Annotated in this window: 18 protein-coding genes; 5 read left to right on the top strand and 13 right to left on the bottom strand. The window is 53.9% G+C overall.

The window, feature by feature from the left end:
* Positions 1-121: 121 nt before the first annotated feature.
* Positions 122-1,054 carry an ArsR/SmtB family transcription factor gene (locus tag M1D70_RS01175; RefSeq protein ID WP_009590169.1) on the top strand — a complete coding sequence of 311 codons (933 nt, stop codon included), beginning with the start codon at positions 122-124 and terminating at the stop codon, positions 1,052-1,054.
* Between the two features lie 142 nt (positions 1,055-1,196).
* Here the strand turns inward: M1D70_RS01175 and fhuB are convergent, their stop codons facing one another.
* Together fhuB and M1D70_RS01165 are read right to left on the bottom strand one after the other, a co-directional pair.
* Positions 1,197-3,302: a Fe(3+)-hydroxamate ABC transporter permease FhuB gene (gene fhuB / locus M1D70_RS01170; protein ID WP_036671295.1), complete on the bottom strand. Its 2,106-nt coding sequence runs from the start codon at positions 3,300-3,302 to the stop codon at positions 1,197-1,199.
* Positions 3,299-4,333, bottom strand: coding sequence for an ABC transporter substrate-binding protein (locus M1D70_RS01165; RefSeq protein WP_009590159.1), 1,035 nt, complete (start codon positions 4,331-4,333; stop codon positions 3,299-3,301). Before M1D70_RS01165 ends, fhuB begins: the two co-directional genes overlap by 4 nt.
* 317 nt (positions 4,334-4,650) lie before the next feature.
* Here M1D70_RS01165 and M1D70_RS01160 point away from each other — a divergent pair, with 317 nt between their 5' ends.
* The 3 genes from M1D70_RS01160 to M1D70_RS01150 all read left to right on the top strand — a co-directional run bounded on the left by M1D70_RS01160 (position 4,651) and on the right by M1D70_RS01150 (position 6,589).
* Positions 4,651-4,869: a helix-hairpin-helix domain-containing protein gene (locus M1D70_RS01160; RefSeq protein WP_009590178.1), complete on the top strand. Its 219-nt coding sequence runs from the start codon at positions 4,651-4,653 to the stop codon at positions 4,867-4,869.
* Positions 4,870-4,940: 71 nt separating this feature from the next.
* On the top strand, positions 4,941-5,348 hold the full coding sequence (locus M1D70_RS01155) for an ArsR/SmtB family transcription factor (protein ID WP_456288891.1): 408 nt from the start codon (positions 4,941-4,943) through the stop codon (positions 5,346-5,348).
* Between the two features lie 116 nt (positions 5,349-5,464).
* Positions 5,465-6,589, top strand: a complete 1,125-nt coding sequence (locus M1D70_RS01150; RefSeq protein ID WP_009590167.1) for an NADH:flavin oxidoreductase — start codon at positions 5,465-5,467, stop codon at positions 6,587-6,589.
* A 109-nt stretch (positions 6,590-6,698) separates the two neighbouring features.
* On the opposite strand, the gene aroC is transcribed toward M1D70_RS01150, so the two are convergent.
* Entirely contained in the window at positions 6,699-7,757 is a 1,059-nt protein-coding gene (gene aroC, locus M1D70_RS01145) for a chorismate synthase (protein ID WP_009590146.1), read from the bottom strand.
* 109 nt (positions 7,758-7,866) lie between these two features.
* Here aroC and M1D70_RS01140 point away from each other — a divergent pair, with 109 nt between their 5' ends.
* Positions 7,867-8,751 carry a LysR family transcriptional regulator gene (locus M1D70_RS01140; protein ID WP_009590187.1) on the top strand — a complete coding sequence of 295 codons (885 nt, stop codon included), beginning with the start codon at positions 7,867-7,869 and terminating at the stop codon, positions 8,749-8,751.
* Between the two features lie 162 nt (positions 8,752-8,913).
* On the opposite strand, the gene M1D70_RS01135 is transcribed toward M1D70_RS01140, so the two are convergent.
* From M1D70_RS01135 to tpiA, 10 genes are all read right to left on the bottom strand, one after another.
* Positions 8,914-11,169 carry an FAD-dependent oxidoreductase gene (locus M1D70_RS01135; protein ID WP_456288890.1) on the bottom strand — a complete coding sequence of 752 codons (2,256 nt, stop codon included), beginning with the start codon at positions 11,167-11,169 and terminating at the stop codon, positions 8,914-8,916.
* Between the two features lie 52 nt (positions 11,170-11,221).
* Positions 11,222-12,049 (bottom strand): carbohydrate ABC transporter permease, encoded by an 828-nt coding sequence (locus tag M1D70_RS01130; RefSeq protein WP_009593652.1) that lies wholly within the window; start codon positions 12,047-12,049, stop codon positions 11,222-11,224.
* A gap of 12 nt (positions 12,050-12,061) precedes the next feature.
* Complete coding sequence (locus M1D70_RS01125) at positions 12,062-12,943, bottom strand: carbohydrate ABC transporter permease (RefSeq protein ID WP_009593631.1); 882 nt, start codon at positions 12,941-12,943, stop codon at positions 12,062-12,064.
* 211 nt (positions 12,944-13,154) lie between these two features.
* Positions 13,155-14,486 carry an ABC transporter substrate-binding protein gene (locus tag M1D70_RS01120; RefSeq protein WP_009593645.1) on the bottom strand — a complete coding sequence of 444 codons (1,332 nt, stop codon included), beginning with the start codon at positions 14,484-14,486 and terminating at the stop codon, positions 13,155-13,157.
* 152 nt (positions 14,487-14,638) lie between these two features.
* The gene (locus tag M1D70_RS01115; protein WP_009593658.1) at positions 14,639-15,445 is read right to left on the bottom strand and encodes a response regulator; all 807 of its coding nucleotides are present in this window, start codon (positions 15,443-15,445) and stop codon (positions 14,639-14,641) included.
* A 70-nt stretch (positions 15,446-15,515) separates the two neighbouring features.
* On the bottom strand, positions 15,516-17,300 hold the full coding sequence (locus tag M1D70_RS01110; RefSeq protein ID WP_009593654.1) for a sensor histidine kinase: 1,785 nt from the start codon (positions 17,298-17,300) through the stop codon (positions 15,516-15,518).
* A 300-nt stretch (positions 17,301-17,600) separates the two neighbouring features.
* A complete protein-coding gene (locus tag M1D70_RS01105) occupies positions 17,601-19,451 on the bottom strand; it encodes an S-layer homology domain-containing protein (protein WP_456288889.1) in 1,851 nt (616 codons plus the stop codon).
* Between the two features lie 298 nt (positions 19,452-19,749).
* Complete coding sequence (eno, locus tag M1D70_RS01100) at positions 19,750-21,039, bottom strand: phosphopyruvate hydratase (RefSeq protein WP_009593642.1); 1,290 nt, start codon at positions 21,037-21,039, stop codon at positions 19,750-19,752.
* A gap of 49 nt (positions 21,040-21,088) precedes the next feature.
* On the bottom strand, positions 21,089-22,633 hold the full coding sequence (gene gpmI, locus M1D70_RS01095) for a 2,3-bisphosphoglycerate-independent phosphoglycerate mutase (protein ID WP_009593641.1): 1,545 nt from the start codon (positions 22,631-22,633) through the stop codon (positions 21,089-21,091).
* Complete coding sequence (gene tpiA, locus M1D70_RS01090; protein ID WP_012818438.1) at positions 22,634-23,386, bottom strand: triose-phosphate isomerase; 753 nt, start codon at positions 23,384-23,386, stop codon at positions 22,634-22,636.
* Positions 23,387-23,401 lie beyond the last annotated feature (15 nt).

Genomic DNA, 23,401 nt, shown 5'->3' with positions numbered 1-23,401 from the left:
TGAATTTGCCCCTATTCTAGCATCTATATATAATTATTGCAATGTACATTATACTTTTACAATATAACAAATTTATTGTACACTTGGAGTCACTATAACGCTTCAGAAAAGGAAGGGAATTATGAACGAATCGAAGCTGGAAACCAACCGTTATCCGGCATCCCGGATCGTGGAAGTCGCCAAGGCCTTATCCAGCGATGTCCGGGTCCGCATCCTTGAAGCGCTCGGCGATAAACCGATGAGCGTCGGTCAGTTGGCGGAGGCGCTGGGGATTGCCCAGCCTACAGTGTCCATTAATGTCCAAATGCTGGAGCAAGCGGAACTGATCGTCTCTTCGCAAGGTGCGAATCGGGAAAAAATCTGCGCCGTCACCTGCCGCTCCATTCTTCTCGAGCTGCCCTCGAAGCCGGGAGAAGGGCTGCAGCGCACGGAAGAAATCCACATGCCGATCGGCATGTTTTCCCACTGCTGCATCGAGCCTACGTGCGGCATGGCGGCCCGGGACGGCTCGCTGATCGGATCGCCTGACGATCCGCGCGCCTTTTACATGCCGGAACGAACGGAGGCTGCGCTCCTCTGGTTCTCGGGGGCGGGATACATCGAATATTATTTTGCGAACCCCATGCCGCCCGGTGCGGCCCTCGATGAGCTCCGCATCCGCGCGGAGCTAAGCTCGGAAGCGCCTTCCTTCCAGCAGGAATGGCCATCCGACATCACCGTCAGCATCAACGACCTACCTGTAGGCACTTGGAGAAGCCCCGGTGATTTTGGCGACCGCAAAGGGAAGCTTACCCCGGATAAATGGAGGAGCGGCAGCGAGTACGGCATGCTGACGGAATGGCGCGTGACGAAACAAGGCAGCCAGGTCGACGGCCATGCATCCAGTGCCACGACCATTGATTCGCTGGACCTTGCTTTTAACCGGCCGATCCGCGTCCGCTTTGAGGTGAAAAAAGACGCGGAATATCCAAACGGACTGAATCTATACGGTTCGGGCTTCGGTGATCATCCGCAGGATATCATCCTGTCGTTTGTGCGCTACACGGAAGCCTGATCCTCATACGCCACGTCGAACGAAACGATCATCAGCTTGGCCGTCCCCAGCAGTCCAGGGGCGATGGCACGCAAAAAGGCTATTCCATGTCACCCCTTGGCGACGATGGAATAGCCTCTTTCACTATTACAATCCTAACGGTTTATTTCTTCTTCAGTTTATTGGATTTCCCCATTAAATATAACAGATACGGTGCTCCCAGGAGCGCGGTAACGATACCCGAAGGCAGCTCCTTCGGAATGATGACCACCCTGCCGATCCAGTCTGCCCCGGCCAGCAGAATTCCGCCGAGCAGCGCCGCAATCACCATCGATTGCCGATGACGGGCACCGACCAGCATTCGGGCGGCATGCGGCGCAAGCAGCCCGATAAAGCCGACCGAGCCGACGTTCGCGGCAGCTATGGAAGCCAGCAGCACCGCAATGATGGCGACATACATCCGGGTATTCCGCACATTCAGTCCAAGTCCGGTGGAGCTTTCTTCGTTAAACGTCAGCAGATCCACCTTCCGTCCGAGCCATGCCGCCAAAGGCAGCAGGATGAGGATCGCCGGAACAATCCGCTGCACCTCCGTCCAGCCCCGGTTATAGGTACTCCCCGCCATCCAGGATAAAGCGGGCGCAACGTCGACCTTTGCATGGACAATCATCAAATTGATGATGGCCGAACCCAGCGCGGCGACGGCAATGCCGACCAGCGTAAGAATTGTCGGGTGAAGCCCTCTCTTCCAGGACACCGCGTATACCAAAGCAGCGGCAGCCATTCCCCCGATCACCGCGCCGACCGGTACCCAGCCGGCCGACAATTGCGGGAAGCCTACCATCAGGAGCAGCGCCCCGGCTCCAGCCCCGCTGGTTACCCCGATCACCTGGGGATCTCCCAGCGGGTTGCGGACCGCATTCTGCAGCAGGCTGCCGCTGACAGCCAGCGCTATGCCGGACAAGCCGGCCGTGAGCAGCCTTGGCAGGCGGAAGTCCAGCAGAATCTGGCGATACATCTCCTCGCCGCCTCCGGTAAGCACGGCCACCACTTCCGTAAAGGGGATGCGCAAGCTGCCGCTCACCAGACTGAACACCCAGACGAGCACCAGCAGCACGCTGAACAGTGCAACCAGGACCGGATATGGAATCCGGCGCAGGCTTGTGCCCGCCATCATCGATCCTCCCGAGGCTCCGCGTCCCCCGATCAACGAGCGGGATACCCGAAGCGCAAGCCAGATCAGGCAAGGGGCACCGAGCATGGCCGTAATGGCTCCGACCGGAAGCTCCCCGTAGGCATTCACGAACATCCTGGCCACCGTGTCGGCCCCGACAAGCAGAGCAGAGCCCCATAACGCGGCCAGCGGAATTAATCCTGCATGCCGGACTACGCCGGACAAGCGGACCAAATGGGGAGCAATCAACCCGATAAAGCCGATCGGACCGACAACGCTCACGGTCACGCAGGCCAGCACGATAGCTGCCCCCATGGCAAGCAAGCGGGTGGTGCCGACTTTTTGGCCGAGGGAGCGCGCCGATTCCTCATTGAGCGTGAGAATGTCCCATTGGCGTACCGCCATGCATAACACGACTAACCCGCCGATGATCCACGGCCATGAAAAAGCTACGCCATCCCAGTCGTTCTGGATCAGCGAGCCCGAACCCCACAGTAAAATCCCCTGTGTTGTCTGCTGATTCAACAGCAGCAGCGCGCTCGTGACGGACGAAAGAACCAGGGTTACGATCATGCCGGACAATGCAATCCGCAAGGGAGAGCCGTGCGTCCTGCCAGCCAGCGCATAGACGGCTACAGCCGCCAGCGTTCCGCCTGCCACTGCCAGTGGAAGGGCATATTGGTGCAGCAATCCCGGCCAGAAGATCATCCCGGCCACGACAGCCAAATAAGCGCCCGCATTCACGCCAAGCGTCGTCTCCGAAGCAAGCGGATTGCGCGTTACGGTCTGCATAAGCACGCCGGACACCGCCAAGGCCGCGCCCGCCAGCAGGCCCATGACCGTTCGCGGAAGGCGCACGCTGCGGATGAGATGGTGATCTGCAATATCCTGCGGAGACACCAGCGCCTGCACAACCGTTTTGACCGATATATCCGCAAGCCCTTGCGTTAAGCTGATAAACGTAAGAAATAGCAGTGCCGCAAGGCCTCCAGCCAGCATCCATAACGGCTTCCAGCCCCTACCTGAGGCAACAGGCGGGGCCGGATGGATGCTCACCGGCGTGGAGCCTTGAGCTGGTTTCTCGCCGAAACTCATTGCGTGAGCAGGTCAGCTGTCTTTTGAGCCATGGTCTGGGCAGACAACGGGCCGCCGTAAGGCCACATGTCACCGCCAAGTGCATACACGCGGTCTTCTTTAACAAAGTTCAGGCCTTTCCAAACCGGATTGTCCTTCAATTGATTCTCGATGATGTTATCACTGTCCTGGATAATGTGCAGGAAATTCGCGTCCTGAAGAGCCGGCAGCGCCTCGACGTCCGCAGTGGTGAATCCGTAGACTTCAAATTGACCTGGCTTATGAGCGTTGGTCAGCCCGATGTGTTCAAGAATTTTTACGGCCAGGGAATTATCCGTCGATATTCGGAATACCGCCGCATTCTGGTTGCTGTACCCCATCGCCAGCGCAAACGGTTTTTCCGTCATGCCCGCAGCTTCAAGCTTGGCTTTGGCATCGGCATAGGTTTGATCCAAATCGCTAAGCACGTTTGCGGCTTCGTCTTTTTTATCAAGCACGTCAGCAATCGTATTAAAGGTATTGATCATCTCTTCATACTGATCCCCTTGTCCCTCAGCCGGATAAGGATCAAACACCAATGTTGGCGCGATGTTGTTGTAAGTTTCAAAACCGGCTTCAAGATTGGATTTCAAACCGATGATCAGGTCCGGCTTCAAGGAAGCGATAAGCTCCAGATTCGGCTCTTGGCGAGTGCCGACATCGGTTACGTCGGAACCGATCTCTACCGGAATGTTCACCCACTGTTTCATCCCTTCAATGTCCGCAATGCCGACAGGCTGAACACCCAGCGCAAGAACATCTTCTGCGTAAAGCCACTCCAGCGCCACCACGCGCTTCGGAACGCCCGTAATTTTCGTTTCGCCCAATGCGTGCTTGATGGTTCGGGTCTCCGGCGTGGCCTCGGTGTTATCCCCGCCCTGTGCGGCCCCTTGATCCGAATTCTGCGCTGTCGTAGAACCGCTTCCTCCATTGGATGCCGCACCCCCGCCGCAGCCGGCTAAAACCACAGCAAATATCAATACAATAAATACAAGACCCTTCATACTCCGCATTGAATTTCTCCCCCTATACCCTCTATGTATTGTAGATATTGTTTATTAATAATAATTATTGAGAACAATTATCATTATCAATACTCAGCACAATGATAATCATTCTCATTGATAATGTCAATAGATTTATGAAGATTATCTGAACCCTTCATGAATCGTGTGCTTTTTGCCATGAAGATCGGATTAACTCTTTACAGCCAAGTCGTTCTGTAACATAATCTTACTGATTGTTTTATGCACGCTTAATCTCAGCCATCGACTCATTCACGAAAGTCCATGGCTCTTTTGACAAATAACCGAAAAAGTGAGGGATTTCCATGCGTGACAACCCCCCTGCAGCTGCGGCCGAGAGCGACTTTCCCGTTAAGGCCGGTAATCCGGCACGGCGAGCCCTGATCGTTGCCGGCTATCATCAGCTTGCCGATCTTACCCGGGCGACGGAGAAAGAACTGCTTGCGCTTCACGGAGTTGGTCCAAAGGCGATCGGAGTATTGCGCGCCGCTTTGGCCGAGAAGGGTCTGGCCTTCAAAGAATAAAAAAAAGAGTGAATACATAAGGTACCTACATAGGATGGATCCCCAAGCCGTAAAAAGGTTCCGGGTCCATCATGTTTATGTTTGCTCCTATATGTCAAACCTTACCGAAGGCAGAACATTCACAAAAAACATATTTACATTTCTATAAAAATAGATATAATAAGCTTATGGATACCTTACAAACCATCAAAGCACTATCAAACGAGTCCCGGTTCAAAATTCTGGAGTGGCTGAAGCACCCGGAAGAACATTTTGATCCGCAGGATCACATGCCTTCCAAATGTGATTTTCATGGCGGTATCTGCGTGGGCTCCATTTCAGAAAAAACAGGACTCGCTCAGTCGGTCGTTTCTGGCTACCTCGTCAAATTGCAAAAGGCTGGTCTACTGGAATCCCATCGAGCGGGCCAGTGGACGTATTACAGACGTAATGAGGAGGGCATTAAGCGTTTTATCGAACAACTCAAGGAAGAGCTTTAAGCTTAAAAAGCAAATCAACCTGAAGATTAAGCTTAAAAGCTCTTTCTTTTTATCATATATATCTATTTTTATGAAAATACAGAAAAGCATATTAAACATATTGGAGGATTCCATACATGAGCAACCAAAATCAAAGCGTCCAATCTACCGCATCCCTATTCGAGCCCTATACCATCGGTAACCTTACCCTTCCTTCCCGCGTGGTGATGGCTCCCATGACCCGAGGCTTCTCCCCGAATGGCATTCCGGGCCCGGATGTTGCCGCTTACTACCGCCGGCGTGCGGAGAACGGCGTCGGATTGATCATTACCGAAGGAACGCTGATTAACCACCCGGCGGCTACCGATAACCCTAATATACCTAATTTCCATGGAGAGGCCGCATTGAACGGCTGGGCCGAGGTGGTCCGTCAGGTCCATGAAGCCGGCGGTAAGATCATGCCGCAAATTTGGCACATCGGCATGACAAGACCGCTAGGTGCCGAGCCTAACCCGGAAGCACTTCCGATCGGGCCATCCGGACTTGACCTGGACGGCAACGTCGTCACGAAACCCATGACCAAGGATGAAATCGAGCAGGTGATTCAAGCTTATGCCGATGCAGCCGCGAATGCCAAACGCCTTGGCTTTGACGGCGTAGAAATCCATGGTGCCCACGGTTACCTGATCGACCAATTCCTCTGGGAAAGAACGAACCGGCGTACCGATGAATACGGAGGCGACATGCTGAAGCGTGCCCGCTTTGCGATCGAAGTCGTAAAGGCAGTCCGTCAAGCGGTAGGTCCTGACTTCCCTGTTGCCATCCGTCTATCCCAATGGAAGACGACCCAATATGAAGCAAAGCTGGCGGATACGCCTGAAAAGCTGGGGCAGCTGTTAACCGCGCTGTCAGACGCTGGCGTCGACATATTCCACTGCTCGACCCGCCGCTTCTGGGAGCCTGAATTTGAAGGCTCTGACCTGAACTTTGCCGGATGGGCCAAGAAGCTGACTGGAAAAACGGTCATCACCGTCGGTTCCGTCGGCCTCGATGAAGTATTTACCAGCCTCTTCACCCAAGGTAAGGGTGCCGGCCAAAGAGACCTCGAAGAGCTGCTGAATCGTCTTGAGGAACATGAATTTGACCTGGTTGCCGTCGGCCGTGCTCTGCTGGCGGATCCAGAGTGGGCGGCCAAGGTTCGAGACGGGCGTTTCGACGAGCTTGCCCCATTCACGCCGGAATCCTTGCAAACCCTGGTTTAATGCGATTTCAACTCCCTAGCCCCCTTGGGACCTGAGAGCCGCATTAGATCTTCAAATACAAAACCGGAAGCAGACTGCTTCCGGTTTTTTTGCCGTATGCTGTTCATTGCTATTCGTCATGCAAAGCGGCTTGCCGCTTGTAATGATCCTCGATGACCATGCAAGCCATCGCTTCGATTACGGGTACGACACGAGGGCAGATGCATGGATCGTGCCTGCCGATCGTCGTTATCTCCCGTTCGTTCCCCTCCACATCGACTGTCCGTTGGGGAATCGATATGGAGGATGTCGGCTTGACGACGACTCGGAACACGATGTCCGCCCCGGTGCTGATACCGCCGATGATCCCGCCGGCATGGTTCGTCCGAAACCCCTCCGAGTCCATCTGGTCGTTATGTTCACTTCCCCGCATGGAGGCGGCTTGGAAGCCCGTCCCGAATTCAATGCCCTTAATCGCTCCAACGGACAACATCGCCTTTGCCAGCTCAGCGTCAAGCTTGTCGAATACGGGTTCTCCTAATCCCGCAGCGATTCCGCTGATACGGCATTCGACGATTCCCCCGCAGCTGTCGCCCTCTTCGGCCAATCGTTCTATCCTTTCGATCATGCGAACGGCCGCTTCAGGATCACAAGCCCGAACAGCATTGCGTTCGATGGCATCGACGTCGAATTGCTCGCATCGAATGCCGCCGATCTCCGTCGTATAGGCCAGGATCGAGACGCCCCGGCGTTCCAGAAGCTTGCGCGCCACGGCACCGGCTGCCACTCGCGCAGCCGTCTCCCTTCCCGAAGCTCTTCCGCTTCCTCGATAGTCGCGTATCCCGTATTTTTTCTCATAAGTGAAATCCGCGTGCCCGGGCCGGTAGGCCGATTTGATGGTGTCGTATGCCGACGGGCGCATGTCGGTGTTGTTCAGCATGATGCACAGTGGCGTGCCCGTGGTTCGCCCCTCGAAAAGTCCGGATACAATGCGGATCTTATCGTATTCCTTGCGGGGAGTCGTAACGGAGGATTGCCCCGGCCTTCTGCGATCCATCTGAATCTGGATGTAGGCCTCATCCAGCTCGACGCCAGGCGTGACGCCCTCCAAAATGACGCCGACTGCTTCTCCGTGCGATTCCCCGAACGTAGTCATTTTCAATCGTTCTCCAAACGTGCTTCCTGCCATGTCCCTACCTCCCGAATACTTTCGATTCCTTTTCATTTAGTTTAAAGGTATAGTTGAGATAAATGAAATCGTAATATCGTAGAGATGCCATAGAGAGGATTGATGACAAATGATCGCCAACACCGAATGGTATCGAGTGTTTCTGCATGCCGCCGAGACGTCCAATTTGACGAAAGCTGCACAAAACCTCCATATGACACAGCCTTCTGTGAGTTATGCCATCAAGCAGCTGGAAGAAGCGCTCGGCGTGGGCCTGTTCGACCGGTTATCCAAGGGCGTCCGCCTGACGCAAGAAGGCCAAGCCCTGTATCAGCATGTACGGCAAGCCTTTGATGAACTCGATTCAGCCGAGCGCAGCTTGAAGAAGCTGAAGCAGTTCGGCGAAGGCAGGCTGAGGATCGGCGCGAACGGGGCTATCGTTAAGGACTTTCTCCTCTCCTTGCTCGACCGATTCCATGCCCGCTATCCCGACATCCGCATTCAGCTGTCACAGGAGCGAACCAGCAGCATCGTGGAGCGTTTAAAGAAAGGCTCGTTGGATCTCGGCTTTGTTCACCTTCCCGTATCGGACGAGGAAATCCATATCATCGACTCCCGTACCTCGCCTTATTGCGCCGTGGTCGGAACGGCCTTCGCAGATTGGGCTCGCAGGCCTCTACGGACGGAAGAATTGACGGAGCTCCCCCTCTTGATGCTATCCCCCGGCAGCTCGACGCGATCCTTCATCGAAGGGTGGTTCCGATCGCACGGGGTGGAAGTGGAAGCCGACTTCGAGTTGAACAGCCTGGACATGTTAGCGGAATTTGCCGAGCGCGGTTATGGAACGGCCTTCTTGCCGCGGGCCTTTGTCTCGCCCCGCATCTCGGACGGTTCCTTGTTGGAGCTTCGAACCGACACTCCGTTACCGGATCGATATATCGGCGTCGCCGTTCGAAAGCACCAGTCGCCATCGCTGGCGGCAGGGGCATTTTTGGAGATGCTGCAGCAGAATTGACGATCTTCCGCGACATTCCTAACTGAACAAGGCAGCCGGATGAACGGCTGCCTTTGCTTCGTTTGTATTGACTAACGGTTTAGCAGATATAAGCTTGCTGCTCACCAAATCCTGTCCAAGCTGGCACCTGTTGAATACACAGGCAGCTGTTAGCTTTGAAAACTAACCGTAAGCCCTCACTTCAATAACCTCGGCATAGTCCGAGCCGTTCGTGCGCTCCACCACCAATCGAAGCGCCGTGCAAGGAACGGGCTCCTCCAAACGGTGCACGGTTCTCCGGCGGCGGTTCGACGCCTCCGAAGCAAGCGTGATCCATTTCCCCTCCGAATCCAGGGCTTCTAATCTGTAGGCACGAACCAGCTCAGGGATGATCTCGAACGGCGTACGATGATGGTGCAGATTGATCAGATCCTCGTTGACATCATCGTTGAAGATAAGATGAACCTCGCGGACCGTCTGCACTTCCCCCCACTCCAGCTTCAACCAAGGCGTCTCCCCGTCTGCGATTCGCTCCGATACCCACATATGCGGACCGCCGTAAGGGCGCTTGTATCCATCAATGACATGCTCGGGATGATACGCCCTTGAACCGATCGTCGACCGCAGGCAGAACAGCTTGCGGACCATCCCCTTCATGCTCCACTCCACCACCGGCTGGCTGTCATCATGATCTTCCAGCTCCTTGGAGACGCGGGCTGGCGTCCCCCGTTCGAAGGCAAGCAGCCCGCTCATCGGCTTGGACGACAAATACAGCGTCAGATCCGGATTTTTGCGCACGATGATAAAAGCGTTTTGCGGCTCCGCCGGCTGCCAATCCAGCTGGACGGGGGCCCACTGTCCCTGCCCCGGCATAATCCGGACGGAGGTGCGAAATTCTAACGCTGCCGGCACGTAATTCTCCGGACGTCCCGTGCTCCAAACCTCCACCGTCATGTCGGTCTCCTGCTCCGCATCCACCAGCCATGCCACCTCGCCCGCCAGCCCCGGATCGGCCGGCATCAGCACGGCAATGTCCCGCTCCAACGGGTAAGGCGCCTCCGCCTCCTCGATCGCGATCCTGGACAGATGGGACGATGCGCTGACCTTGGCGCTTCGGGCCAGATCCAGCGGATCGCGGTTCGCAACCCCGAGCACGGAGGCATCCTGCTTCAGCAGCGTCTGCTGAAGCTCTCCGCTCCGACTGCTGGACAGCTCGCGCGGGGAAAGGCCGTGCTGAACGCACAGCGCCGCAGCGGTGCCGGCCGCTTCGCCCAGGACGGCGCAGGTCGCCATCACCCGCGTGGTGCCGAAGGCCACGTGGGTGGCGCTGATGTTGCGCCCGGCGAACAACAGGTTGACCACGTTCGCCGAGTACAGGCTGCGGAACGGTACATGGTAATTCCCGTCCGCATGCATATGCTTCGAGCCGCTCTCTTCGGCGTACATGCCCTGCGGCGGATGCAGATCGATCGACCAGCCGCCGAAGGCGACCCGGTCCCCGAACGGCTCTTGGGCCATAATATCGTTTTGCGTGAGCACATAGTCGCCGATAAAACGGCGGTATTCCCGCTTGCCCGGCTGGGCGCCGACCCATTCCAGCGTCATATTGGCGGCATCAAACTTACCGGAATTTTTGATATAGTCCCATATGCCATATATGACTGACCACAGCTCATCGCGGATCCGCTCATTGTCATGCACGGTGTCGAGCTCGCCGCCCCATTCGATCCACCAATAATGGCAGCCCGAGTCGCCGCTGCGGATGACCCGCTTGATCGGGATCGGCGTCTGCGTAATGTCCTTGGCAAAGACGGGCGGCACGAATTTCACCGGGTGTCCGGCATCCTTCGTGTAGAACAGCAGCGTGCTGCCGAGTGTCACATCGTCCGCCGTCTCCGGCGCCCACTCTTCCCCGTATTCATCGCGCGCTTCCCGCCCGAGCCGGTATTTCGCTCCTGCCAAGAATCCGACCAGCCCGTCCCCCGTGCAATCCAGAAATACGGGACTCTCAAACCGGATGCGCCGCTCCGAGCCCATCATCCAACCGGTAACCGATCGGATCTGCCGCGCGTCAGAATCTCCGTCCGCCTCTACCTCATGCACGTCCGTATTCAAGAACAGGGTGATGTTCGGCTCGGCCCGCACGGTCTCCAGAATGATCAAATCCCATAGATACGGGTTGCCGTCCGGATTCCGGTACTGGTTCTCCACGAACATCTCGCCCATAATGCCGGTTTCCCGGGCATAGCGGTTGATCCCGTGAGCCGTCGCGCCGCATACCCATACGCGCACCTCGCTGCTGGAGTTGCCGCCCAGAACCGGGCGGTTCTGCACGAGCGCTACCTTTTGTCCGAGCCTGGCGGCCGCCACCGCCGCGCAGACCCCTGCCAAACCGCCGCCAATCACCGTTATGTCGCTTACTTCCGTTTCGTTTCTCATGCTCCTTCTCCTTTCATTTTCGTCCAGCCCATCTGTGGACCTGGATTATGGGCTATCCTTTAACAGCCGAGCTTGCCACGCCCTGAATGATATATTTCTGACCGATCAGGAATACGAGGATCATCGGAATGATCCCTGCGGTCGCCGCCGCCATCATGCCGTTATAATCCACCGTATTTTCGAGGATGAAATTTTGCAGCCCCAGCGGAACGGTATACAGATCCTGATCGATCAAGAACACCAAGGCGTTCTCGTAATCGTTCCAGTGCCAGGAGAAATCGATAATGGCCAGCGTGGCCAGCGAAGGCTTCGCCATCGGCAGAATGATCCGGGAAAAAATGCGGAAATGTCCTGCTCCGTCGATAAAGGCAGCTTCCGAAATTTCATACGGTACGGAGAGGAAGAACTGCCGCATCATGAACACCCCGAATATCGTGAATACGCCCGGCAATATAAGAGCCCAATGCGTGTTGTAAATGCCGACCCAGTCGAACATGATGAACTTTGGCACAAACAGCACTTGAGGAGGGACCATCATCATCGACAAATAGATCATGAACATCGCATTCCGTCCCTTGAACTCGATCCGGGCAAAACCGTAAGCGGCTAAAGCGGACAGCAATACCGCTCCGACGGTGCTGATCAAGGCGACTTTAAGCGAGTTGAGGTAGTAGTGGCCAAAGCTGTTCGCTCCGGTCCACACTTTCACATGATGATCCCACATGAATTGGTTGGGAATCCACTTAATCGGGTACTGGAATACTTCCGCCGGCATCTTGAACGAGGTGCTGATCATCCAGAGGAAAGGAACGATCATAACCACGCTGAAGAACAGCATAATGAGCGTGACGATTATTTTGGTGTATAAGGCTTTGGTCATTGTCCTTCCTCCTTAATAGTGAACCCAGCGCTTCTGACCGATCCATTGAATGACGGTGAAGATCATGATGATCAAGAACAGCGCCCAGGAGATCGCGGATGCATAACCCATTTCGTAGTAGCGGAAGGCATTCTGGTATATGAACAGAGATAGCACGGTGGTGCTGTTGCCCGGGCCCCCTTGCGTAATGGCTTGAATGATCCCGAACTGCTTGATGGTCATAATGAGTCCGGTAATAAGCAGCAGGAAGGTCGTGGGGCTGACGAGCGGCCACAGGATGCTGCGAACGGTTTGCCAGGCGCGGGCCCCGTCGATTTTGGCGGCCTCCAGCAGTTCGGTCGAGACCTCCTGCAGCGCGGCCAGGTAGATGATCATGTTATAACCGAGCATGAACCAGATCCAGATGATGTCGATGGCATACATGGAGGAATCCATGGTGGACAGCCATCCCGGGGGATTGGTTATGCCGAACGACTTGAGGATTCCGTTGATCGGGCCGTTGTTCGGATGGAACAGCAGCATCCATACGAAAGCCACGGCGACGCCGCTGGTGATGTAAGGCATGAAATATAAGGCGCGGAGCAGCTTTTTTAAATACACCGAGCGGTTCAGAACCACGGCGACGATGAAGGCCAGTCCGATCGATATAGGAACGGATAACAGAAAGAACAGCGTATTTTTGATCGAAATGTAGAAGACCTCGTCGCCCAGCATTTTTTGAATGTTGGCCAGGCCCACGAACTTCGTGTCCGAGCTCATAAATTTGTAGTCCGTGAACATGAGATAGAACGAATACAAGGCTGGCACAATAAAAAACAGCATCACGCCGACCATGTTTGGCCCTATAAACAGATAGCCGAGATACTGCTGCCGTTTCATCCAGGATGTTTTCACATAGCCCCACTCCTCTTGGTCTTTTTCATCTCAAGCATAGCAGTCGGGACCAAGCGGGGATAAGGAACAAAACCTTCGAATTTATGCTACAGAAGTATGCAATTACAGTGCCGCGGCCTTCGGTCGCTCCATAGATTTGTTCTATGATTTAAGCAAAAAAGGGGACCGCCGCCCGAAGCGATGGTCCCCTTCTATTGGAGCCGACAGCCCCTTATTTGCCTTCTTTTAAAAACGTATTGTGCCGGTTCACCATGGCCTCCAGCGTTTGATCGAGCGATTGGGCGTTAAGGAAATACTTCTCATACTCCTGAGCCCGCATATCCATCACCTCTTGCGGCAAGCTCCTAACGTACGTAGGCGTTTTGTCTTCGAACATGACGTGCATCAAGGAATCCAGGTCATACGTGTCTTTCTTATCACCGAGCAGGTTGTTTAACGCCTCATCCTGATCGGCGTCTTTCGAAGCCGGCAATCTTCCGCCCGCAGCCATAGGAGCCATGCCTCCGTCCGCATACCACTTCAGGAATTCCCAAGCTTCCGCTTGTTTTTTGGATTTGGCATTAATGGAGATGTAATCACCGAGGCCGCCCCTTGTCACGTAGCTGTCCGCACTGTCCGTTAATCTCGGCACTTGGGCGAACGCGATGGTGAAGTCGCGCGGAAAATCCGTAAAGTTATTCGAGCTTCGCAGCAGCCAAGCCCCGATATTCAGCATAGGCACTTCCCCGCTCAGGAACACTTGCTCCACCGGCATTTTGGAAGTCAGCTGCTCTCCGAGCGGCGGCGTGGTCTTGTCCTCCTTCATCATGACGTTCAGGGTTTCCAGCCATTTTTTGACCAGCGGGTGGTCCAGATTCGAAGTTCCGTCCGCCTTGGTGTACCCCTCTTGCGATAACACCGAATCAATCGGATCGACGAACGGCTCCATATTTTGAATAAATCCGTAGTTATTGCCGACTTTGAGCTTCTTGGCATATTCGCGCAGTTCATCCCACGTCCAGTCCTTCGGAACGGGCAGGCCGGCCGCATCAAGGGCATCCTTGTTCAGCGCGACGAAGAAGGCGCTTTTCGTGGTCGGCATCCCGTAATACTTCCCGTTGATTTTCCAGCCTTCGGCGTCAGGCCCCATTTTCTCGTCGATATTGTAATCGTCGAACTGGCTCAGATCCAAGGCCAGGTTGGACTCCACCCGTTTGGACGTTTGAGAAAGCGTGTAATTCACGAACAGGTCAACATCCTGCCCCGTAATCATGGCTGTATCGAGCTTCAGGTTCCCGTCATCGTCATTGACGTAGCGGACATACTCGACTTGAATATCGGGATGCTCGGCATTCCACGCGTCGATGACCTCTTGCGGTCCCGCCTCCGGCGGTACGCCGCCCCACATGGTTAGTTTGACCGGATCGCCGGATGAAGGCGCTTTCGAATTGTCCGTTCCTTGTCCCTCATTCGCGGATGACGCTGTTTTGCCGCCGCAGCCTGCAAGAAGACCCATTAGCAATACACCGATGAGAAGCATCGCCCATCCTTTTTTATTTTTCACATTAGAGACCTCCCCGAGAATCATATTGGTGTGATGCCCTCTCATCGTAGCAGGGAACGGGAGCCGCTTTTAAGCTACATATCCATTCAGATAATGGAACAAAACGATGGAATTCCTGTTTCGGAGAATCCTATGCCCTGCATAGAATCGTTCTATTTAGCGTCTTTGTTGTGTTGCCTGTATTTGCTCGGCGTGAAGCCGGTCAACCGCTTGAATATTTTTATAAAATAATTGTCGTTCACGAACCCCACCCGAAGGCCGATCTCGTGAACAGGGAGGTCGGTTTGAAGCAAATACGCGATGGCTTTATCCACCCGGACCTGGTGCAAATAATGAATCAAGGTGCGTCCGGTCTTTTTCTTGAAGAGCGCGCTGACGTAATTCTCACCCATCATCACGTAGCCCGACATCGATTTTACCGTAATGTCCTGCTCGTAGTGCTCATGGATGTACTGCAATATTTTCTGTACTTCCGGGTGTGATGTGATTTCCTCGGGGGAGGCATGATGCGCCGACTGTGACGGCATCGTCTCCGTGGACGCGACCGGAATCGAAACAGGTTGGCTTGGGTTCGGGTTACTCTTGGTCAGCTCGGCATTCATTTTGTGCAGCGTCTCCCGCAGCGTATTCACGCTCATCGACAGCTTCAGGATATAGTTGGATGCCCCGTATTCCATCGCTTGCCGGACATACTCGAATTCACTCATACAGGTCAGCATCACGAACCGAGAAGCGTATCCCTCTTCCCGGGTTCTGCGGAGGAGCTCCACACCATCCATTTCCGGCATCACGATATCGGTCAGCACGAGATCGGGCGGATTGCTCCGGATCATCTCCAGCGCCTCGGCGCCGTTGCCTGCCTCTCCCGCCACCTTGAATCCAAGCTCCTCCCACGCGATGATCTCGCGCACGGACTCTCGCACAAATACCTCGTCCTCCACCAGCAGCACCTTCCACATAGGTCTCTCCTCCTCGCAGCTTTCAATCCGGTTCCAAGCCTGCATAGGCCAGTGGCGAATCATCTGCCCGTTATGATGAAATCAAGTGATCGTTCTGATAAGGCGTTGAGATTAACAACGGGATAGAAAATCGAATCCGCGTTCCCCGCTCCGAAGAAATAATCTCCATGCTGCCCTCTTCTTTAAATAACAGCCGCAGCAGCTCTTGCACATTGTTAAGACCGATGCCCGGACGTTTACGCATTCCGCCCGCCTGCCGGGACTGCTCCATGCCGACGCCGTTGTCCTTGATCTCCACCGCCAATCGATTGGGTCCCTCCCGGGTAACCGTAATTTCAATGAGACCCTCCTGTTCCGGCAGCGGCCCGATTCCGTGTAGGATGGCATTCTCCACGAGCGGCTGCAGACAGAGCTTGGGCACAAGCGCATAGAGGATGTCCTCATCATACGCAAAGGTCACGTCAAAACGGTGATTATAACGCACCTGCTGAATATGGACATAGGCCTGCACCAGCTCGATTTCATCCTTCAGGTGCACCAGATCCTTCTCCGTATTCAGGCTCGCCTCCAGCAGCTTGCCCAGAGACAGGGTGATATTCGTGATATCCTCATTCCCATGGCGAATGGCACTCCACTTGACCGTATTTAGCGTGTTGAGCAGAAAATGCGGGTTCATCTGAGCCAGCAGCATATGAAAATGCACTGCTTCCTTCTGCCTTTCCTCGGCCTTCAATCGCTGAATCAGCACATCCATGTCGTTGAGCATGGAATTGAACGTCTGCGTCAGCTCCAGAATCTCGCCCCGGAACTTGTGCTCCGGCAGCCGGATTTTTAGATTGTTGCGGACAACCGCCTTCATCTTATTCTGCAAATGGGATAACGGCCGGGTAATCGTGGCGGCAATAATGAAGGTCATGATGAGAAAAGCGCCGGTCAGCAGGAAAAAGGTCATGAAATATTGGCGCTTCAGCTCCTCGATCTCGTTAAAGAGCACCGTTAGCGGAATCCGGTTCACGATATACCAATCCAGCGATTCCACGTAAATGTAATTCACCAGGGTGTTGGAGGTTTTATCGATAAAATACTTCTGCCTGGGCTCGGCCGCAATCCTGGCTTTCACCTCGCCGGTCAGACTGCTGTTCAAAATCGATTGGGACACGTTCTCGCCGGCGCTCGTAATCAAGAAATATTCCTGGCGCAGCGTCGACTGCTTCAAGACCGATTGAAACCAAAAGGAGTAATCGATGCTGATCCGGGCCATGCCGTACGGCTTGTTGCGGGGGGTTTCCATGTAAGCGTACAGTGACAGCAGGTAAGGACTCGTCGAGATATCCCGCAGCACGTAGTTCGCGTCGCTCGAAACCCAATGATACGACACGCCCTCCATCTGTTCCCGATCAAAGCCAGGGTTGTCCCGCAGCTTCCTGTAATCGAGCGCCTCCCTGGGAGAATAAGAAGTGTAAGCGTTGCCATGAAAGTCGAGAATCGTGAAGTAGACCGACGGATTATATAGGAAAAAGCTGTTGTTCAAATTTTTGAACTTCTCCTCCATCAGGTTTTTGTTCTCGAGTCCCTGCCGCTGCCCGGGATGGGTCAGCACGGAGGCCACCGTCGAATCCTGCTCCAGAAATATCAGCGTTTTGAAGGCTACGCTCAACTGGTCCTCCAGCGTTCGATACATCTGCTCCAGCTGGCTGTGGCTCTGCTGGCTGATTTTCTCCTGGACCAAGGTCTCGATCCGCTGGTAGTTGTACAAATTCAAAATGCCGAAAGGCAGCAATATGACCAGGACGAACGCGGCAAACAGACGGTATTTCAGCTTGTGTGGAAACAGGGATCGTATTCGGTTCAGCACCCTCCCGCACTCTCCTTTTCGCTCGCTTGTTCTTCAATTATATCAGCACCGGTTCGCTTGAGAATGGCAATGCCTGAAATTGCATGGATATGTGCGGTCGATGCAGGGGCAGACGGTGTGGATGTGTAGATTTGTTCTATTTTATCAGACAAAAAAGACCAAACTCTCCGTAAGAGAGCTTGGCCTTCATCTACTGCATCAACACATTTCGTGCTCAAGCGCTTTAACGATTACGCCCAATACGTCGAGGTCAGCCACTCCCGATCATGCGTGCCACGTTTGATATCGGATTTAAAAAACTTACTTTTCCATCAGCATTTCAAAGCAATTTAACAACAGCACATAGGTCTGCTCGAAAGTGAGCTCGCCTTTCGGGTTGAACTGATTCTTGGCCATGCCGTTCATTAAAGAGAGGTTTATCGCTTGGTATACTTGTTCCTTCGCCCATGGCGAGATGCTGCTATCGTCCGCGAACCGAGAAGCCGAAACGGATCCGGTTGATACCAGTCTGCCTTTCAATTCATTCGTCTTGGCATACACCTGAAGGATCAGCGCGGCGGCCTGTTCCCTGGTGATGGTCGCTCGCGGCGAGAAGGATTGCGGCGATGTGCCGTTGATGATACCATTTTGGCTTGCCCACGTCACGGTCCAATCATCGACGTCCTTAAACGGGGTCTTAACGCCAGAGACATCCATATAAAGATCCTGTCCCAGCATGGTTTCGATCATATGTACCGCCATCTCCGTAAACTCCACTCTGGTGATCGGCTGCTGGTAGGATCGGTCAAACGGCCAGCCGATAATGCCATTGGCTTTTGCCTTCATGTAATCCGCTTGAGCCCAGTTGCTCACTTTGCCATCAGCCGGACCATCATTCACGTTAACGTAGACAAGGCTTCTCGCCCCCAGATAATCATTGGCTGAGATCCATGTCGATCCCTTGCCTACGGCTTTGACCTTGCCGTTTGCATCAATCTCAACGATCCGGTTATCTCCGCTTTTGAACGTATTGCCGCTGGTCTGCAGTCCGTCGGTAAGGCCCATTTGAAGGGTTTCCCCTTTTTGAAGCTGAATATCGTAGCGGGCCAATAAACCAGGCATCATTTTGAAAAACGTCGTGGTGAACTCAACCTGTGCCGCGCTTCCGGAAGCGCTATATAGACCCGTGATCTGAACGGTGAAGGCATCGTCCGGCGCAAAATCGCCTATGCCGTCAGGCCTGAAAATGACGGCAAACGGCACGCCGTAATAGCTGGTCTGCACATTGAAATATTTGCCCGATTTATCGTTGTCGCTTTTGTCAAAGCTCCACTCTTTCCCGTCCCTGACACGGGTCAATTTCACTTGAATCTGATCCGTTCTTGTCCGGTCATACTTTTGCGGGTTCAACGACACCGACCATGGATCGTTTGTCTTAAAAACCTCTTCCGGAAAATATCCTGCAGACGGCCAGGCGATGTAATCATACTGAACTTCGGAAGCCGGGCGGCCCTTGTCCATCGAGTACATCGACGCATAGGCTACGTTGTTGGCGTTATGTACCATGCCGAACATGGTCTGTTTCATCTCCGGATTGATGATCCACCGGCGGTGTCCGACGCGGTCGATATTCGTAGCCCCGCTATCCGCCATATAACCAAGAACATTGTCATAAAAGGTCGGGCTGCCCCCGTAAAGGTTGCTTGTCCTCGCTCCTTCCTTCGCTGAAGTATACAGCGAATCGTCCATGCCTTCCGGCATGGTTGGATAATGGCTCAGCTTTTGATGCAGAGCGTTTACTAGCGCTGCCGCCTGCTGCTGCCCTGCAAGCGAAGGGTTGGCTGTCACGTCATCGGGCAGGCCGGATAGGTATCTTACAAAGTTGACGGCGCGAAGGCCGTCCTCGATATATTCCGGTTTTATCGTCCCTGCCTTATAGGGTACGGCGACGTTTGGCGATTCCATGTAAATTCGTTCAGGCCCCATGTAGGATGTGCCAGTATCCATGGGTTTGAACTGCTGCCATTTATTCAGGATATCCTGCTTCGTTCGATCTCCCGTCAGCTGCTGAACGTCAGCTGCATGGGCATCGGGGACCGATAAGACTGCCGCGATCAGCATAGCCGCAGGCAGAATCAGCCATTTTCTCGATCGTTGGAGTGATCGTTTCATAGATTCAAGCCACCTTACTTCTAGTATTTTTCCTATAACTTCCGTCTTCATCATTATAACGGCAAATATAGGAAACTTGAACTATAAAAAGATAGGCTTGTAGATCTACCAGTGTATCCCGGTCGTCGCACAGCCTATTCTATTCCGGCCTTCCCGATTTTAACAGCGACCGGAGCCGATATACGCACCGCCACACGGCACGATAACAGAGTGTGCAGCCCTAACCCCGCAGCTCTCAAATGAACGCAAAAAAGCCCAGCTCCCTCAAAAGCAGGAGCCGGGCTTTCTCTTATTTCAATTATTTTTGCTTCAGGTTGTAGAACGACTTCAAGCCGTTGTATTGAGCAAGCTCGCCCAATTGGTCTTCGATGCGAAGCAATTGGTTGTATTTCGCCACACGGTCGGTACGGGAAGGAGCACCCGTTTTGATCTGACCTGCGTTAGTAGCCACTGCGATATCAGCAATCGTGCTGTCCTCGGACTCACCGGAACGGTGGGAGATGACAGCCGTGTATCCTGCGCGTTTTGCCATTTCGATCGCATCGAAAGTTTCAGTCAATGTACCGATTTGGTTTACTTTGATCAGGATGGAGTTGCCGATGCCTTCGTTGATGCCTTTTTCCAGACGCTCCGTGTTCGTAACGAACAGGTCGTCGCCCACGAGCTGAATTTTGTTACCCAATTTCTCGGTGAGCAATTTCCAACCTTCCCAATCGTCCTCGGAGCATCCGTCTTCGATGGTTACGATCGGGTATTTGTCTACCCAAGAAGCGAGCAGGTCAACGAATTCTGCCGGCGTGAAGGATTTGCCTTCGCCTTCCAGAACATACTTGCCATCCTTGAAGAACTCGGTGGAAGCAACGTCCATACCCAGCAATACATCTTCGCCTGGCTTGTAGCCGGCTTTTTCGATCGCTTCGATGATGGAAGACAGTGCATCTTCGTTGGACGTGAAGTTAGGAGCGAAGCCGCCTTCGTCACCAACCGCCGTGTTCAGGCCTTTGCCCTTCAGAACGGATTTCAGGTTGTGGAAGATTTCAGCGCCCATGCGAAGAGCTTCTTTGAAGCTAGGTGCACCAACAGGCAATACCATGAATTCTTGTACGTCAACGTTGTTGTCCGCGTGAGCGCCACCGTTCACGATGTTCATCATAGGTACTGGAAGTTGTTTGGCGTTGAATCCGCCAAGGTATACATACAGCGGAAGATCCAAAGCATCAGCAGCAGCGCGAGCTACAGCCATGGATACGGCCAAGATGGCGTTCGCACCCAATTTGCCTTTGTTTGGCGTACCGTCCAAAGCGATCATCAGCTTGTCGATGCCGAGCTGGTCCAGAGCGTCCATGCCGATCACTTCAGGAGCGATGATTTCGTTCACGTTCTCAACGGCTTTCAGAACGCCTTTGCCCAGGTAACGGGATTTGTCGTCGTCGCGAAGCTCAACAGCTTCGTGAACGCCAGTGGAAGCACCGGATGGAACGATAGCGCGACCGATTGCACCGGATTCCAGGTATACTTCAACCTCTACGGTTGGATTGCCGCGGGAGTCAAGGACTTCGCGTGCATATACATCAGAAATAATAGTCATGTGTATAGTCTCCTTTGAAATGTTATGTTTATGTTCCATTATGAACTACTTATTTACGTGCTGCAATCATGGAGGTTCCCGTCATCTCGTCAGGCTTCGGCAGCCCCATCAGATCAAGAATCGTTGGTGCGATGTCGGCCAGAATACCGCCTTCACGCAGCGTTACGTTCTCATCCGTTACGATGAACGGAACCGGGTTCGTGGTATGCGCGGTGAATGGACGGCCATTCTCGTCGAATACCATGTCCGCATTTCCGTGGTCAGCCGTAATGATAACCACGCCGCCTTTGGCAAGAACGGCATCCACCACTTTGCCAACGCACTCATCGGTGGTTTCTACCGCTTTAACGGTAGGCTCCAGCATACCGGAGTGACCAACCATGTCCGGGTTCGCGAAATTCAAGATGATCGCATCATGCTTATCCGCTTCGATTTCTCTCACGCAAGCATCCGCCACCTCATAGGCGCTCATCTCCGGCTGCAGATCGTACGTCGCCACTTTCGGCGAGTTGATCAATACGCGCGTTTCGCCTGGAAGCTCAACATCGCGTCCGCCGCTGAAGAAGAACGTCACGTGCGGGTACTTCTCCGTTTCCGCAATGCGAAGCTGCTTCTTGTTGTGCTGAACCAGCACTTCGCCCAGCGTGTTGTCCAGATCCTTCGGCTTGTAGGCGACGAAGCCTTCCACCGTCTCGCTGAACAGCGTCAAGCAGACAAAATGCAAGCTTTGCGGGAATTTCGGTCCGCGATCGAAACCACGGAAATCTTTGTTCGTGAACACTTGGGACAGCTGGATCGCACGGTCAGGACGGTAGTTCAGGAAGATGACGGAATCTCCGCTCTCCACCAGGCTTACCGGTTCTCCCGCGCCATTTACCATGACGGTCGGCTCTACGAATTCATCATAGACCGACTTCTCGTAGGATTCGGTGATGGCTTTCAGCGGATCCGTATATTTAGGGCCTTCGCCGTACACCATCGCACGGTATGCCTTCTCGACGCGGTCCCAACGCTTGTCGCGGTCCATTGCGTAGTAACGACCGGAAAGCGTAGCAATTTGGCCAACGCCCACTTCCTCAATCTTCGCAATCAGATCCTTAACGAACTGCTTGCCGCTGTCCGGTGCCACGTCGCGTCCATCCATGAAACCATGGATGTATACGTCATGGAAATCTTCCTTCTTGCAAAGATCCAGCATCGCAAACATGTGCTCAATGTGACTGTGAACGCCACCGTCGGATACCAGCCCGTACAGATGCAGCTTCTTGTTGTTGTTCTTGGCAGCGCGAACGGCTTCCACCAGCGTTTCGTTCTCGAAGAATTCTCCTTCGCGAATCGACTTCGTGATGCGGGTCAAATCCTGATACACGATCCGGCCTGCGCCGATGTTCAAGTGACCCACTTCGGAGTTCCCCATTTGACCTTCCGGCAAGCCTACGGCTTCGCCGCAAGCGGTCAACGTGGTGTTCGGATATTGCTTCAAATACCGGTCGTAGTTAGGCTTGTTCGCTTGAGCGACCGCATTGCCCACCTCGGTGTTGCGAAGCCCGAAACCGTCCATGATGATCAGAGCTACGGGTTTTGGAGCAGACATTTACTTCGCCCCCTCAACGAGTGCGATGTAGGAAGCCGGTTGTAGACTTGCACCACCAACGAGCGCGCCGTCGATGTCGCTTTGTCCCATATACTCCGCTACATTTTCAGGCTTCACGCTGCCGCCGTATTGAATGCGAACTTGGTCTGCAACGGTTTCGCCGTACAGGCCTTTAACGAGTTCGCGAATATAGGCGATGACTTCATTCGCATCCTCTGCCGTGGAGGATTTGCCCGTTCCGATTGCCCAGATTGGCTCGTAAGCAATAACGACATGAACCGCTTGATCAGCAGGAACACCTGCGAACGCTGCTTCTGTTTGTACTTTGCACACGTCTTTGGTTTGGCCGGCTTCGCGTTCTTCCAGCTTCTCGCCAACGCATACGATCGGAAGAAGACCATGACGGAATGCCGCATGTACCTTCTTGTTCACGATCTCATCGGTTTCAGCAAAATACTGACGGCGCTCGGAATGTCCAATAATGACGTAGTCCACGCCCAGGTCTTTCAGCATCAAGCCGCTGATTTCACCCGTAAAGGCGCCATTGTCTTCGAAATGAAGATTTTGTGCACCGATTTTGATATTCGTGCCCTTTGCCGCTTCAACCAATGCAGGAAGATTGGTAAACGGCGCGCAGATCACGCTTTCCACGCCTTCTACTTCCGCTTTGCCCTTCACATCTTCAATAAATGAAGTTGCTTCCGGAACAGTTTTGAACATTTTCCAGTTACCAGCTATGATAGGTGTTCTCACACGATTCACTCCTTT

It is taken from the genome of Paenibacillus sp. AK002 (assembly GCF_053903045.1).
This window is presented reverse-complemented; position numbering and strand designations above follow the sequence as displayed.